This is a genomic window from Octadecabacter dasysiphoniae (assembly GCF_021532615.1).
In the GTDB taxonomy this organism is placed as follows: domain Bacteria; phylum Pseudomonadota; class Alphaproteobacteria; order Rhodobacterales; family Rhodobacteraceae; genus Octadecabacter; species Octadecabacter dasysiphoniae.
In genome coordinates this window covers 138625-153363 of record NZ_JAKGAQ010000003.1, presented here as the reverse complement: position 1 = coordinate 153363, position 14739 = coordinate 138625, and the positions used below count along the sequence as shown (strand labels likewise).

The window sequence follows — 14739 nt, the reverse complement described above, 5'->3', positions numbered from 1 at the left end:
ATCAACGCGCAGCATATTTTCTGGGATCGAAGGCCCCCAAATCTATGTTTGGCTTTCTTCCGCCTATCAGGTCCGCAATGATCCGACCCGTTTTAGGACCACCTGTCAAGCCAACGTGCTGATGCCCAAACGCGCTATAACTCTTGCCCGACTTATCATTGGCCCCGATCAACGGCAGACTATCGGCGGGCGCCAGACGGTGCCCCATCCATTCAACGACGTCATCGCATGTCATATCTGGCAATATCTGTGCGACCTGACGGCGCAGCATTTCAAGCGGCGCGCGGCTGGCATCTGTTTCAAGACCACCAAACTCGATTACACCCGCCGCGCGCAATCGCCCTTCCATCGGCGTAAGCACAAACTTGCCACTTGCCACCATCATCGGAGCCTTCGGCATCACGGATGGGTTGATGAATTCCAAATGGTAGCCCCGCTCACTTTCGAACGGCACCGTCACGCCCAACTTATGCGCGATCTCTTTTGACCACGGCCCCATGGCAAAGACGATGTGATCCGCGATCATGGGTCCAGCACTGGTTTGCAGCCCTGAAATGACGCCACCCTCGACATCCACATCCTGCACCTCAACAATCTGCAACGCACCGCCTTGATCTACAAAATGATCGGCCAAGGCTTTGACATACGCGCCGGGGTCAGCAATCCGTCCGTGGTTCTTGCACGCCACGACCGTATGAAACGCGGGCCCGAACGACGGGTCTCGCGTGTCGTATTCCGCCCCCGAAATCACCTCAAAATCATATCCGGCGGCTTTGCGTTTGTTCCAGCCATAGGCATCCGCCTCATAGGACGCGCGGGTCGCATAGCCGAAACAATAGTCGTCATCATGGATGAACCGCGCTGCGGGCGATTGTGCTGCCAGCTGGCGGTGTTGGTCCAACGTGTCGTGCATCAAGGCACCCATCGCGGTTCCGTAACGATCCACATGTGCGTCCGTCGCGTGGCTTAGGTATTTCGCCAAAAAGGGCAGCAATTTAGGAAGATAGGACCACTTCAAAAACAATGGCGCGTCTCGGTTCAACACCATCGCAGGCGCTTTTCGCAAAAGCCCCGGAACAGTAACCGGAATAATGGCGCCCGCCGCTAAAACGCCCGCATTACCGTGGCTCGTGCCCGATGCAGGCCCAGCGCGATCGACAATGGTTACGTCATGCCCGTCCCGCTGCAACCAGATCGCACAAGACAGCCCGACGATGCCTGCGCCCACGACGATCACTTTCATGGCCCACTCCCGTTCTTCACGCAAAACCGTCCCACAGCGCGTGCCAGAATGAAACCCCGGTCGGTTGACTGTCCTGCTGCCCCATGCGTCTTTGACCCACCAACAACACGGGGCGCAGCGTTCAATATGCCATCCATAGCTATCTTGCCGATGCACATTTTGACGGCATCAATGGCAACCGCGATCTGTCCCGCATGACGGTTGCCATACAGGGGTTCGGCAACGTCGGGTATCACGCCGCCAAGTTTCTGAGTGAGGACGACAAAGCCAAAATCATCTGCGTCATCGAACATGACGGCGCGATATATGATCCTGCTGGCATCGACATTGAAGCCCTCAAACAGCATCAGATCACCAGCGGCAGTATCAAAGATTTCACAGGTGGATCGGTCTCGATCACTCAAGATGAAGGTCTTTGGGTCGCGTGCGATATCCTTGTGCCCGCAGCAATGGAGAATGCGATTACGATGGCCAAGGTCGACGAAGTGCGGGCAAAACTCATTGTCGAGGCGGCCAATGGCCCAATCAGATTTGATGCAGACCAAATCCTGCGTTCGCGCGGCATTACAATCCTGCCCGATCTTTTCGTGAATGCAGGCGGTGTCGCGGTCAGTTACTTCGAATGGATCAAAAACCTGACCCATATCCCGTTTGGTCTTATGGAGCGACGTCGTCAGGAACGACGCGGTATGACGCTGACCCATGCAATGGAAGAAATCTCAGGCAAGCAGCTTTCGCCAGACCTTCGACAAGAACTAATCGGCAGCGGAAACGAGATCGATTTGGTGCGGTCGGGCTTGGAAGACGTTATGCGAAACGCCTACGAGAGGATGTCGACAGCGCTTTCGCAGAACCCCGAACTGAAAGACTTTCGAACCGCGGCATATGTCTGCTCTATCCAGAGTATTGAAGCGGCATATGACGCCATCGGAATTTAGTTACTTGCTTCAAACAATACAATTGCCACCGCTCACGTCAGGCAATAAATTCGCGACCGCTCATTCCACAACTATTTCCAAAAAGTGGCCCATGGAATTGGGGCTGGATAGGTGCGCCTAGAATTTTCTTAAATCTTCGGTTGCTATCTGCAGGAATGTTTCACCCAACGGTGACAACGGTCTATGAGATGGCAGCAAGACGCGGAACGCAAATTCTATTTCCGGCAAGAATGGCCGAATCTCGATCATTCCATAGTCGCGCAAGGAACGGGCTGTCACGAGGTCGATAATCGATACCCCTGCCCCAGCTGCAACAAGGTTCCCGACGGCCATAGACAGCTGGGATTCGATGTTCATTATTCTTTGGACATTGTAGGCGAGAAATATCGCATCAATTTTTCGACGAGATATGTAGTCCGATCCAAGGGAAATGTAATTCTGCCCCTCGAAATCATTGGGCCACAAGACAGATTTTTCAAGTAATTTGTGCCCTTTAGGTAAAATGGCAACGAAGGGGGCCGCATGCAGAATTTTGGACGTAACCGAGGGATGTTCGACGTCAGTTTCAGCAAAGCCAATATCAAACTGTTGGGACGCAACGCACTGCAACACACGTGGAGAACTGTGGATCTTGAGGCTGACCGAGATGTCAGGCCTGTCATCGCAGAACTGAGCAATGACCCTCGGGAGGAAATCGAGGGCGAGTGCCGGTAAACCTGCAATATGAAGCGCGCCACGTCTGAAACTGCCAATATCTTTTGCCGCGTCTGCGATTGTATCAAGACCGATGAACGACCTCTCGACTTCTTCATACAGCGCAATTGCTTCGGGCGTCGGCAGCAGCCTCTTTCTTTGACGCAAGAACAAGGCGTAGCCGATTGTCTTCTCTAGGTCGGCAATCAACCGGCTGGCCGCAGGTTGTGTCACATGCAGGCGGCTTGCGGCCTCTGTGACGCTGCCCGTGTCGATCAGGGCGCGAAACGCCTCTAACTGGCGATGGTTAAGACGCATTTTCGATGGCTTCCTATGACTCTATATTTATAATATTTATGCATGAAAACATCATTATATACAATTTGCTATATGATGTGCCGTCTGGAAATATTTGTGAATATCAACAACAGGGAGAAAAAAATGCAAAAATTATTCGTCACGGCCAGTATTGTTGCACTGTCAGCAGTTGCAGCATCTGCGCAGGACCAAACTCTTTACCTTGGCGCTTACGGCGGCTCGACAGAGACATTGATGAACGAAACGATCATCCCGATGTGGGAAGAAAAGACAGGTGCGACTGTCGTTTATGTGGCTGGAAATTCGACCGACACTCTGGCAAAACTGCGCGCCCAAGAAGGGGCGCAAGACCTTGATGTCGTGTTCATCGACGATGGCCCGATGAGCCAGGCAATCGGTTTCGGATATTGCGATACTGTAAACGAAGAAACGTTCTCCGATCTTTACGATGCTGCGCGTATGCCGGAAAACAAGGCGGTCGGTGTCGGCATCATTGCGACGGGCCTCGCCTATAATACTGAAGTTTTCGCTGCAAATGGCTGGGACGCGCCGTCGTCGTGGAACGATCTGGCCGATCCAAAATACCAAGGCGTTCTGGCTGTCCCGCCGATCACAAACGGCTATGGGCTGCATGCCTTGATCGCCACGGCCATCGTCAACGGCGGCGGTGTGAATGACATCGAGCCGGGCTTCGCTGCATTTGAAGATGCAATCGACGACAATGTTCTGGTCTATGAACCGTCATCCGGCAAGATGTCCGAACTTTTCCAGAACGGTGAGATTGCTTTGTCCGTCTGGGGCAGCGGCCGCCTCAAGGCGCTGGCAGATTCCGGGTTCCCCGGTGCATTCGCATACCCTGACGAAGGGGGGATCAAACTGCTTGTGACGGCCTGTCCGGTCGTAGGTTCGGATGTTCCTGAACTGGCGCAAGACTTCTTGGCATTTGTCACATCACCCGAGGCCCAACGCCTGTTTGCCGTCACCAATGGCTGGGCACCGGTGAATGCAACTGTGGAATTGACCGCAGAAGAAAGCATCGCCCTGCCCGTCGGGCCAGCGATTGTCGATAATCTCATCACCGTTGATTACACAATCGTTAATCCTGCCCGGGGTGATTGGACACAACAATGGACCCGTCGGATCGAGAACTAAACGTTGATCTGACAAAACGGGCGCGTACAAGATTTGTGCGCGCCCCACATTATTATTGGGGGCCATGCAGTGTCATTTCTCAAATTTGAATCGCTAAAAAAAGAATTCGGTGACTTTGTCGCCGTGGGTGACATGAGCCTTGATGTGGAACGCGGTGAATTCATTTCACTGCTTGGTCCGTCGGGCTGTGGAAAAACCACGACGCTTCAGATGGTGGCAGGTTTGTTGCAGCCAACTTCTGGTAAGATCATGTTGGACGGCAAGGACATTACCAACACGCCCCCCAACAAGCGGGGTCTTGGCATTGTGTTTCAAAGCTATGCCCTGTTCCCGCATATGACCGCCACCGAGAACGTCGCATTCGGTCTTGAAATGCGGGGTGTCGGCAAAGCAGATCGGATGGCGCGTGCCCATGCGGCGCTCGAACAGGTTCGGTTGGCGCAGTTTGCAGACCGCTACCCCAAGGATATGTCGGGCGGCCAGCGACAGCGCGTCGCGTTGGCCCGCGCACTGGTGATTGAACCACCCGTTTTGCTACTGGACGAACCGCTCTCAAATTTGGATGCGAAGCTGCGCGAAGAAATGCGGATCGAATTGCGGCTTTTGCAACAAGACATCGGCGTAACGACGATCCTGGTCACACATGATCAGGAAGAAGCCCTGTCGATGAGCGACCGGATCGTTGTGATGCAGCGCGGTGAGGTATCGCAAATCGCAGCACCGCTGGATTTATATGAACGACCAACGAACACCTTTGTGTCCGACTTTGTCGGCAAAACAAACCTTCTGAACGGCCACGTCAGCGCGCCAAACACAGTTTCCGTAAACGGCACGACCATCGACGTCGATACTGCATCCGCAGATGTGGGCAGTCAGGTGACGTTGTCGGTGCGGCCGGAAAAACTGCGCCTTTGCGATGACACGACTGGTCAAAAAGTCCGCATCGACGCGGCGATTTTCCTTGGCTCAAGTTGGCTCTACCGTGTGACGGGCGAGCTGGGTGAATTGTTCATCACTCAGCCCAACACAGGCTCTGCTGGGTATTCAAAAGGCGACATGGCACACGTGAGCTGGCCTGCCGGATCGCTCACCCTGTTCGAGGATGCAGTGTCATGAGCGCTGCGAGCCCCAGAACAACACCCTATCTGCTGACAGCACCCGGCGTGCTGTTTTTCGCCGCGCTGTTGGGTTTCCCGATGGTGATGACGTTTGTCTTGAGCCTGCATTCGTATGATTTCAACACAGGCATTCAATCAGACTGGACCCTTGCGAACTATGCCGATGTCCTTGGCGACAGCTATTTTCACAAGATCTTCAGCCGGACGTTCGGGCTTGGCCTTTTGGTGACGCTGATCTGTGTTCTGATCGGGGTGCCAGAAGCCTACGTTCTATCGCGCTTAAGCAGCGGATGGCGGTCTGTTTTCTTGCTGGTGGTGCTAGGCCCCCTCCTCATTTCAGTCGTTGTGCGGACTTTGGGGTGGGCGTTGTTTTTCGGGGGTAATGGTATTCTCACTATGACCGCGCAAGCATTGGGGTTCAGTGACGAACCCGTCAGTCTGATGTTCACCTTTGCTGGTATGACCATTGCTCTCGTCCATGTGCTTGTCCCGTTTATGGTGATTTCGGTCTGGGCGTCGTTGCAGAAAATCGACCCCCAAAGCGAAGACGCCGGCCTTAGCCTCGGGGCCACAAAATTTACCGTTCTGCGCCGCATTACTTTGCCGCAGGCCATGCCGGGTATTCTGTCGGGCAGCATTATCGTGTTTGCACTGACCGCCAGCGCCTTTGCAACGCCCGCAATCATCGGTGGACGGCGCATGAAGGTCGTGGCGACAGCCGCCTATGACGAATACCTCAGCACGTTGAACTGGCCATTGGGCGCGACGATCGCGGTCCTGCTGTTATTGGCCAATATCGTCATCATCCTGAGCTTCAACAAAATCATCGAACGGCGCTACGCCAAAGTATTCGAGTAGGAAAAATCATGAGACGTCTTGGCCCGGTTGCCCTCATCTTTCACGCCGTTTTCGTCATCTTTATCCTTGCCCCTTTGGTGATGGTGATCGCTGTATCATTCACGGACAAAGGTTATCTTTCACTGCCGACGGACGGTTTGTCGTTGCGGTGGTTCTACGCAATTCTGGACAACCCTTCGTTCATTGACGCCTTTTGGATGTCGGTCTGGCTTGCCCTGATTTCCGCATCCATCGCCGTCATCATTGCTATTCCGGCGGCTCTGGCGATTGCACGGCACAAATTTCCGGGTCGGGACTTTATCGCAGCGTTTCTGCTTTCCCCCCTGATGATCCCGCATCTGGTGCTGGGCGTCGCATTCCTTCAGTTTTATTCACAAATCGGGTTGGGCGGCTCGTTTTACGGGTTGGCGGCGGCGCATATCGTTCTGGTGACGCCCTATGCACTTCGGCTTGCGTTGTCAGCGGCGACCGGTCTGTCGATTGAGGCAGAACAGGCGGCACTCACACTCGGCGCTAATAGATTTACAGTTTTTCGCAAAATTACGTTGCCGCTGATCCTGCCGGGTGTTGCCGGTGGCTGGCTGTTGTCTTTCATCACCAGCTTCGACGAACTGACGATGAGCGTGTTCGTGGCGTCGCCCGCGACCCAAACCTTGCCCGTGAAAATGTACAATCACATCACCCAGACCATCGATCCATTGATTGCATCCGTGTCCACGGTACTGATCGTTCTGACCTTCATCTTGATGCTGATTTTGGACCGCTTTTATGGCTTGGACAAAGTCTTCGTCGGGAAGGGCTAACGATGGCCCATATCGTCATAGGAGGCGGCGTCGTTGGTTTGTCCATCGCCTACGGACTATTGAAACGAGGCAAAGATGTCGTCGTTCTGGACGGTGCCGACGATGATTTTCGGGCGTCGCGCGGGAACTTCGGACTCATCTGGATCCAAGGCAAAGGCGAACACGCGCCACATTACGCGACGTGGTCACGTCGGTCCGCAGACCTTTGGGCCGGTTTTGCCAAGGATCTTTTGGTCGAAACGGGTGTCGACGTCGCCTATCAGGATGCCGGTGGCATTGATTATTTCACGGACGAAGACGTCTTGGAAAAACGCGGTCGATCCCTGTCCCAATTGGCGCAACAACTGGATGACGATTATCCTTTTGAAATTCTGGACCACAGCAAACTTAAGGCACTCGTTCCGGAAATTGGCCCCAAAGTCGTGGGCGGCATTTACTCTCCCATGGATGGCCATGTGAACCCGCTTTCCCTGCTGCGGGCCTTGTCGATTGCGGTGCGCAATGCTGGCGGAACGATCAGGACAGGGGCGCAGGTTATCAGCGTGGGCGCACGCGACAGGGATTTTTCTGTACTGCTGGCGGACGGCGCGAAAATAGACGGTGATGCGCTGGTTCTCGCGGCGGGTCTTGGTTCCGTTGAACTGGCCGAAGAACTTGGGTTTGACGCGCCGATCAGGCCCCAACAGGGCCAAGTTCTGATTACCGAAAAGCTCCCTCATTTTTTGAAATACCCGTCGGGAACCATTCGGCAGGTCAATGAAGGTGGCGTGCAAATCGGCGCATCCAAAAGCGAAGCGGGGACGAATGACAGCGAAGACATCGCAACGAGCGCTTCTCTCGCGCAGCACGCAATCGACATTTTCCCGCATCTGGAGCGCGTGAAACTGGTCCGAAGCTGGGCGGCGCTGCGCATTATGTCGCCCGACGGCTATCCGATCTACCAACGGTCCCAATCCGCGCGCGGCGCAAGTTTCGTGACCTGTCACAGCGGCATAACGCTTGCTGCGGCACATGCCAGCCTGATGCCCGACTGGATTCTGGAACGAAACAGGGCTCCGGACGTCTCCCAATTTAGCGAAAGCAGGTTCCATGTTTAAACTTATGGAGGGCGAGGACGTGCAAGACAGCGTCACGTTCTTGTTCGAAAATCAGCCGGTTAGTGCCACCCCCGGCATGAGCGTCGCCGCCGCGTTACTGGCCGCAGATGTCTCAATTTTCCGCCAAACACCGGTCAGTCAATCCGCTCGTGGTCCGTTTTGCATGATGGGCGCATGTTACGACTGCCTCGTGTTTGTGGACGGGATGAATGTGCAGGCCTGCATGACGAAGGTGCGTGACGGCATGAAAGTGTCCCGCGTTCCGATCATCAATAAGGACATCGAAACATGAATGACCCGTTCGACATTATCGTCATTGGTGCCGGCCCTGCGGGAATTTCCGCGGCGTTAGAGGCAGATCACCACGGGGCAACCGTCTGTTTGCTGGATGAACAGGCCAGTGCGGGGGGGCAAATCTATCGCAACGTGTCCCAATCCACATCGGCGCGCACCAAAGTGCTCGGGCCTGATTACCTTGAAGGGGGCAAGATGGTGCGCGATCTTGAACAGTCAGGGGTCGTTCACCGCACGGGCGTTACCGTTTGGAAAGTCGGTCAGGACGGGTCCGTGGCCTATAGCAAAGAGGAAACAGCGGCGCAGATCAAAGGCCGCCACATCATCATTGCAAACGGGGCAACAGAACGTCCCACCCCCCTGCCCGGATGGACAAAAGCCGGCGCAATGACTGTCGGGGCAGCACAGATTTTGATGAAATCCGCAGGGATCGTGCCGACAGATGCCGTGCTGATCGGGTCTGGCCCGTTGCTTTATCTTGTTGCGCAACAATTGGTGTCCGCCGGGGCGCCCCCCAAAGCCGTGATCGAAACGCAGACCAAAAAGGATTTGTTGGGCGCGACCCGTCACCTTGTGCCCGCGCTCAAGGGCTGGAAACAACTGGCGAAGGGTTTGCAGTTGATCGCTGCGATACGGATGGCTGGCGTTCCTCGTTTTACCGCTGCCACCAACATCGCGATCCACGGCGAAGACAAAGTGGATCGGGTCAGTTTTGACGCAAACGGGAAAAGCCATTCTATCCAGACAACAAGCGCGTTGCTGCATCAAGGTGTTGTTCCCAACACGCAGATCACGCGTTCGATTGGTTTGAAACACGTCTACAACGCCCAACAACACTGCTTTCATCCCGTGACCGATGCGTTCGGGCAGTCCTCAAATAGCGTGTTTTCGATTGCCGGGGATGGTGCCGGGATTGGCGGCGCCAAGGTCGCGGCGCTTTCGGGTAAAATCAGCGCCCTGAACGCAGTGTGTCAGATCGGCATAATACCGAGGGGCATTTGCGAAACGCGCGCCGCGCCATTGCTCAAAAAGCGGTCTTCTGAACTCGCCATTCGCCCGTTTCTTGATGCAGCCTATCCACCGCCTACGGATGTTCTCAGGCCCGCCGACGATACGATTATTTGTCGATGCGAAGAAGTCACCGCTGGTGATATCCGCCGTTTCGCCAGCCTTGGATGCAAGGGACCAAACCAGGCCAAATCCTTTGGCCGGCCCGGAATGGGCCCATGCCAAGGGCGTTATTGCGGGCTGACAGTCACCCAGATCCTCGCCCATGAAACAAACCAGTCCCACGACGCCGTGGGGGCGTATCGCATTCGCGCACCGCTCAAACCCATAACGTTGAAAGAACTGGCCAGCCTTGAGACCCCCAAAGAACCGGAGACCGCGACGTGATACAAAGACTTCATACGACCGAACGCCTCAGCAAAATCGTAAAGTACAATGGCGTGGCCTATTTTTGCGGGCAAGTCGGGGATGGCGATACTGTGGCTGCGCAAACAACGGACTGCCTTGCGCGTGTCGATGATCTTTTGACGCAAGTCGGTTCAAACCGCGAAAACATCCTACAGGCGATCATATGGGTGGCGGATATCGACGATGTCGCAGAGATGAACGCGGTCTGGAATGCATGGATACCGCAGGGCCACGCGCCTGCCCGGGCCTGCAGTGAAGCAAAACTCGGGCGGGCCGAATTGAAGGTCGAGATCATTATCACAGCCGCCTGCCCCTAACGGACAGCACGGCCCAGAACCCGACAGTCACCTCAGACGAGGCACGAAAATGAACCCGAAGTCCAATTCGATCACCACTGAAACGATCATCATAGGGGGTGGTTTGCATGGTCTTTCGACCGCCTTGCATCTGGCCATGCGCGGGATGACGGTCGTGGTGCTTGAAAAAGACCGTGTGGGGCGTCACGCCTCGAGCGCGAATGCCGGTGGTGTGCGTCGTCTGGGGCGTGCATTGCCCGAAGTTCCTTTGTCCGTTGCATCTGCCGATATCTGGCAAAATATGACTGACCTTGTTGATGACGACTGCGGTTTCGTGTCCTCTTTTCAGGTGAAGCTGGCCGATACGCAAACCCATATGGACCAACTGCGTGAGCGTGCGAAACAGGTCCGTGCGATCGGGTTCGAGCACGAAGAGATCATCGACCAGCAGACCTTGCGCGACCTTGTGCCAGCCGTTTCAAAAGACTGCATCGGGGCATTGGCCGTCACAGGTGACGGGTATGCAAATCCGTTCCAAACCGTGCGGGCATTTTACACAAAGTGCATCGAGTTGGGCGTCGTCATTCATCAGGGCAGCGGCGTTGAAAACATCAGTCGTGTTGCAGATGACTGGTCGGTTCGAACCGCGCACCACACAATCACAGCCCGAAATATCGTAAATTGTTCTGGCGCTTGGGGTGGAAAAATTGCTGCCATGTTGGGGGATCACCTGCCGATTGACGCAAGGGCACCGATGCTGATGATCACAGAAAAGATGCCGCATTTCATGGACGGCGTCGCCGGTGCACAGGGCATCCCCCTGTCGTTCAAACAATTCCCGAACGGAACCGTTCTGATCGGCGGCGGCAATGTCGGCAACGCCTATCTCGAGACCAATAAAACCGACCTCGATTATCAGGGGTTGGCATTATCGGCGGCCACCGCGCGGCGGTATTTTCCAATCATGGAAAACGCGAAAATCGTCAGGTGCTGGGCGGGAATCGAAGGATTTATGCCCGACAACATTCCGGTGATCGGCAAAGGTCGGCAAGACAACGTGTTCCACAGTTTTGGCTATTCGGCACACGGATACCAGATGGCACCGATATGTGGGAAAATCCTCAGCGAATTGATCATCGACCAAGGGGCCACTTTGCCGATTGATGCGTTCGATCCGGCAAGGTTTCGTAAAAATTCGCGTGAAAATGGTTCAGAGAGCATCGCAGAATTTGCCTCTTAGTGGCAAACAAAACGCCATGCGTTTGGGGTCATCAAGCTAGATATCATTCGAAGAAATTATGGCTTCCGCGAGGTCGGCAATTGCGATCTTCGACGACATGGATTTGTCCCTCAGCCGTTTATAGGCATCTGCCTCTGTGATGTTCTTGGTCTGGGACAGAATGGCGACCGCCTTCTCTATCTGGCGACGTGCCTTCAACGTCTCATCAAGCGATTTGATACGCTGTTTCAATCGACCCTCATGGCGGGCGACGCCGATGGACGTCGTAAGCGCGGACAGAACGCCAAACACGCGGACAGGTTTGGACAACACGCCATGCACGTGAAGGCGCTCAAGCTCAGCCAGAATTTCGGGTGTTTCGTAAGCGACGATTGCAATCCTTGTGATCGTGTCACTGCTGGCCATCCACGTGAGGTCCTTTGCGTCGTCAAGACGGTTCAAAAGGAACATGACCACATCCACATCATCAGGCACAGACGTCGGAACTGGCCAAATCGTGCTCGTCTGGCACCCGATACGCCGAAGGTGATCGTTCAGCGTCTTGCGGTCTTCGTCATCGGGATGAATAACCAACACCCGCGTTTGACGCAGGCGTCTAAGAAGTTTGTCGTCTCGCTCGTCTTGCATGTCAGAGCGCCACTTCTGGTTGCGGAACCGAGCGATTATAGGTGATCAAATAAGGGTCAGGGCGAACCGCGGTTTTGCTGCGCCACACGATCTCATAGGATCCATCGGCATTTGACACCGCAACATGCGGGCGAAGCGTGAAATGGTTGGTATCCAGATCAATCGATAGATCGCCCCCCGGCGCCTTGAAGACAGCGCCCGACAACGCGGACAAGACATTGTCCGTATCGCTACTGCCGCTCAAACGAAAGGCTTCAGCGAAAAAGTGAACAAGCGAATAGGCAACCTCTGCGTAAACGCTGGGACTACGCTCGCCACCATATCGGTCCTCAAAGCCCTTTCGAAACAAGATGTTCTGCGGCGTATTCATCGATCCGAAGTATGCGGCGACCGCGATGTGCCCGGCCCGCGCTTGCGTCCGCAACTGCGCGAGTTCTGATTCCATTGTCGTCAGGGACGCGATCGGCGCGTTTGCTGCACCTTCGCTCAGCGCTGCATGGGCGTCATAAAACGTGACGCTGTCCTGCCCCACAACTGTTGAAATGATCACATCGGGTTTGATTGCAAAGACCTTGCGCAACTCGGCCTTCATATCCGGTCCACTCGTACCGAAGGGGAGGTAGGATTCGCCGATGATGTCGCCATCGCTATCGGTGACGAATTCCTTGACGATGCGGTTGATCTCGCGTGCATAAAGCGTGTCAGAACCGAGCAGCCCGATCCGCTGCCCGTGATGTGCATAAATGTATTCAAGCAATGGAATGACCAATTGGTTCGGCGTCGCGCCGCCGTAGATCACGTTTGGCGAATATTCAAAGCCTTCATAAACCGAAGGGTAAAACAAGATACCGTTCAACCGTTCGACGATGGGCAACACGGCCTTGCGGCTTGACGACAAGCAACACCCGAAGATGAAATTCACCCGATCCTTGAGCAAGAGTTCGGTCGCCATTTCCGCATATTTCTGATCGTCCCCTTGGGGGTTCATTATGATCGGATCGAGAAGTTTGCCGTCAATTCCGCCGCTGGTGTTGATCTTTTCAATGGCCAGCAGCGTGCCTTGCAGATGCGCGTTTTCCGTCACGGACATTGATCCGGATTGGGAAAACAGCACGCCGATCTTGATCTTACCTTTATCCATCCGTGCCACTGCCTGCGCCCAATTGTTCATCGACCTGCTGACCAATCGCGAGGAGTTTTTCATCCTCACCGGGCCGCCCCATCAACATCATACCAACCGGAAGCCCGGATGTCCCGGTTCCGATTGGTAGCGTCAAGCACGGCAAGCCCGCCAAATTCCCGATCCAGCAAAACCACGTCATGGCGTCCTGCGTGCTCACACGCCGCCCACCAAACTCCTGCCAATCATCACCGTGTCGCGGGGCCGTCACCGGCAACGTTGGCAAGCAGAGCACATCCCAATTGCCAAATTCGGACAACAAGGTCTTGATCAGCCGCGCCCGCAGTTTTTGGGCGTGCAAGACCTCAACAGCCCTAAGCTCCTTGCCCGCTTCAAGATGCGCGCGGGTCACGGATGAAAAGCCGGTCGGGTTTCGCGCGAGGAGTTCCGCATGATACGACGACGCCTCACAGTGCAAAATCGCCTCCCACGCGGCAAAATAATGCCGCACCCCTGCCAATTCGCGATCCTCAACATCTGCACTCAGCCTGCCCAGCGCTAATCTAAGGCATGCGTCGACATCGCCCGTCCTCTCAAGGCCCGGCCCAACCAGATTGATGATCTTGACGTTAGCAGGCGGTTCTTGGGTCTGGAACGTCACTGCAGTGTGGGTCGATACATCGTTGGGATCAGGCCCCAGTATGATCGGCAAGATCGCGGCAATCGCATCTAGGGACGTAGCGATTGGCCCCGTTGCGTCAAGCGACCAACTGAGCGGCAAAACCCCATATCGCGATGCGCGGCCATAGCTGGGTTTGAAACCATAAATGCCACATGCACTGGCCGGAATACGAATAGATCCCCCAGTGTCGCTGCCCATTGCTACGGTCACTATCCCTGCGGCGACGGCTGCCGCTGATCCGCCACTGCTACCGCCCGTGATGTGATCCGTGTTGTGCGGGTTGTTTGTTTTGCCGATGTTGGATGTGGTGTTGGTCGCGCCGTAGGCCCATTCGTGCATGTTGGTTTTTCCAAACACCACAGCCCCTGCCGCCCGTAGCCGCGCGACGACCGTTGCATCCATGCCGCCGGGTTCAAGCGGTCGTGCATCCGAACAGGCGGTCGTGGGATAATCCACCGTCAGGTAATTGTCTTTGAACGCAATCGCCAGTCCGTCAATAGCGCTGAGCGGCGTTCCAGCCTTGCGCCGCGCATCTGAAGCTTCGGCTTGGGCCAAGACGTGGCCCGGATCAATCGTAACGAACGCGTTCAAGGCCGCCGCGCCCGCCGCGCGGTCCAAGGCCCGTTTAGCCAGCGAAACTGCCGTTTGCGTCCCTGTGGCGAGGGCACGGATGTCATCGCAGATCGGGTTAGGTGGTTTCAACATAGTACGCCTCCGCAACAAAGGTGTGTGCTGGCTCGTCAAACGGGGATCCCGTTAGGGTTTTCAGGCCACCCCGAATGCGGGCCAAGGTCGCTGCAATGCGCGCTTTCTGGTCTTGCGTGAGATCTTGATCCTTTGTCAT

15 protein-coding genes and 1 pseudogene are annotated in these 14739 nt (G+C 55.3%); 10 read left to right on the top strand and 6 right to left on the bottom strand.

Features of this window, described 5'->3' with window-relative positions:
- Position 1: 1 nt before the first annotated feature.
- On the bottom strand, positions 2–1243 hold the full coding sequence (locus L0664_RS13085; RefSeq protein ID WP_235226331.1) for an NAD(P)/FAD-dependent oxidoreductase: 1242 nt from the start codon (positions 1241–1243) through the stop codon (positions 2–4).
- 116 nt (positions 1244–1359) lie between these two features.
- Between L0664_RS13085 and L0664_RS13080 the strand changes: the two are divergent.
- A pseudogene (locus L0664_RS13080) lies at positions 1360–2181 on the top strand (glutamate dehydrogenase); the annotation flags it as partial.
- A gap of 117 nt (positions 2182–2298) precedes the next feature.
- On the opposite strand, the gene L0664_RS13075 reads toward L0664_RS13080, so the two are convergent.
- Positions 2299–3192 (bottom strand): LysR substrate-binding domain-containing protein, encoded by an 894-nt coding sequence (locus L0664_RS13075; RefSeq protein ID WP_235226330.1) that lies wholly within the window; start codon positions 3190–3192, stop codon positions 2299–2301.
- A gap of 123 nt (positions 3193–3315) precedes the next feature.
- On the opposite strand from L0664_RS13075, the gene L0664_RS13070 reads away from it, so the two are divergent.
- From L0664_RS13070 to L0664_RS13030, 9 genes are all read left to right on the top strand, one after another.
- Positions 3316–4344, top strand: a complete 1029-nt coding sequence (locus L0664_RS13070; RefSeq protein ID WP_235226329.1) for an ABC transporter substrate-binding protein — start codon at positions 3316–3318, stop codon at positions 4342–4344.
- Positions 4345–4413: 69 nt separating this feature from the next.
- Positions 4414–5460: an ABC transporter ATP-binding protein gene (locus tag L0664_RS13065; RefSeq protein WP_235226328.1), complete on the top strand. Its 1047-nt coding sequence runs from the start codon at positions 4414–4416 to the stop codon at positions 5458–5460.
- The gene (locus L0664_RS13060) at positions 5457–6320 is read left to right on the top strand and encodes an ABC transporter permease (protein ID WP_235226327.1); all 864 of its coding nucleotides are present in this window, start codon (positions 5457–5459) and stop codon (positions 6318–6320) included. The genes L0664_RS13065 and L0664_RS13060 overlap by 4 nt, the downstream gene beginning before the upstream one ends.
- Positions 6321–6328: 8 nt before the next feature.
- The gene (locus tag L0664_RS13055) at positions 6329–7123 is read left to right on the top strand and encodes an ABC transporter permease (protein ID WP_235226326.1); all 795 of its coding nucleotides are present in this window, start codon (positions 6329–6331) and stop codon (positions 7121–7123) included.
- A gap of 2 nt (positions 7124–7125) precedes the next feature.
- On the top strand, positions 7126–8220 hold the full coding sequence (locus L0664_RS13050; RefSeq protein WP_235226325.1) for an NAD(P)/FAD-dependent oxidoreductase: 1095 nt from the start codon (positions 7126–7128) through the stop codon (positions 8218–8220).
- Positions 8213–8512, top strand: a complete 300-nt coding sequence (locus tag L0664_RS13045; protein ID WP_235226324.1) for a (2Fe-2S)-binding protein — start codon at positions 8213–8215, stop codon at positions 8510–8512. Before L0664_RS13050 ends, L0664_RS13045 begins: the two co-directional genes overlap by 8 nt.
- The gene (locus tag L0664_RS13040; protein ID WP_235226323.1) at positions 8509–9909 is read left to right on the top strand and encodes an FAD-dependent oxidoreductase; all 1401 of its coding nucleotides are present in this window, start codon (positions 8509–8511) and stop codon (positions 9907–9909) included. Before L0664_RS13045 ends, L0664_RS13040 begins: the two co-directional genes overlap by 4 nt.
- On the top strand, positions 9906–10247 hold the full coding sequence (locus L0664_RS13035; protein WP_235226322.1) for a RidA family protein: 342 nt from the start codon (positions 9906–9908) through the stop codon (positions 10245–10247). Before L0664_RS13040 ends, L0664_RS13035 begins: the two co-directional genes overlap by 4 nt.
- A gap of 49 nt (positions 10248–10296) precedes the next feature.
- Positions 10297–11466: an NAD(P)/FAD-dependent oxidoreductase gene (locus tag L0664_RS13030; RefSeq protein WP_235226321.1), complete on the top strand. Its 1170-nt coding sequence runs from the start codon at positions 10297–10299 to the stop codon at positions 11464–11466.
- A 36-nt stretch (positions 11467–11502) separates the two neighbouring features.
- Here L0664_RS13030 and L0664_RS13025 read toward each other — a convergent pair whose 3' ends face one another.
- Genes L0664_RS13025 through L0664_RS13010 form a run of 4 tightly spaced genes read right to left on the bottom strand, consistent with a single transcriptional unit; the run spans position 11503 to position 14739 of the window.
- Positions 11503–12093 carry an ANTAR domain-containing response regulator gene (locus L0664_RS13025; protein ID WP_235226320.1) on the bottom strand — a complete coding sequence of 197 codons (591 nt, stop codon included), beginning with the start codon at positions 12091–12093 and terminating at the stop codon, positions 11503–11505.
- A 1-nt stretch (position 12094) separates the two neighbouring features.
- Positions 12095–13234, bottom strand: coding sequence for a transporter substrate-binding domain-containing protein (locus L0664_RS13020; protein WP_235226319.1), 1140 nt, complete (start codon positions 13232–13234; stop codon positions 12095–12097).
- Complete coding sequence (locus L0664_RS13015) at positions 13227–14600, bottom strand: amidase (protein ID WP_235226318.1); 1374 nt, start codon at positions 14598–14600, stop codon at positions 13227–13229. The genes L0664_RS13020 and L0664_RS13015 overlap by 8 nt, the downstream gene beginning before the upstream one ends.
- Positions 14584–14739 (bottom strand): hypothetical protein, encoded by a 156-nt coding sequence (locus L0664_RS13010; protein ID WP_235226317.1) that lies wholly within the window; start codon positions 14737–14739, stop codon positions 14584–14586. Before L0664_RS13010 ends, L0664_RS13015 begins: the two co-directional genes overlap by 17 nt.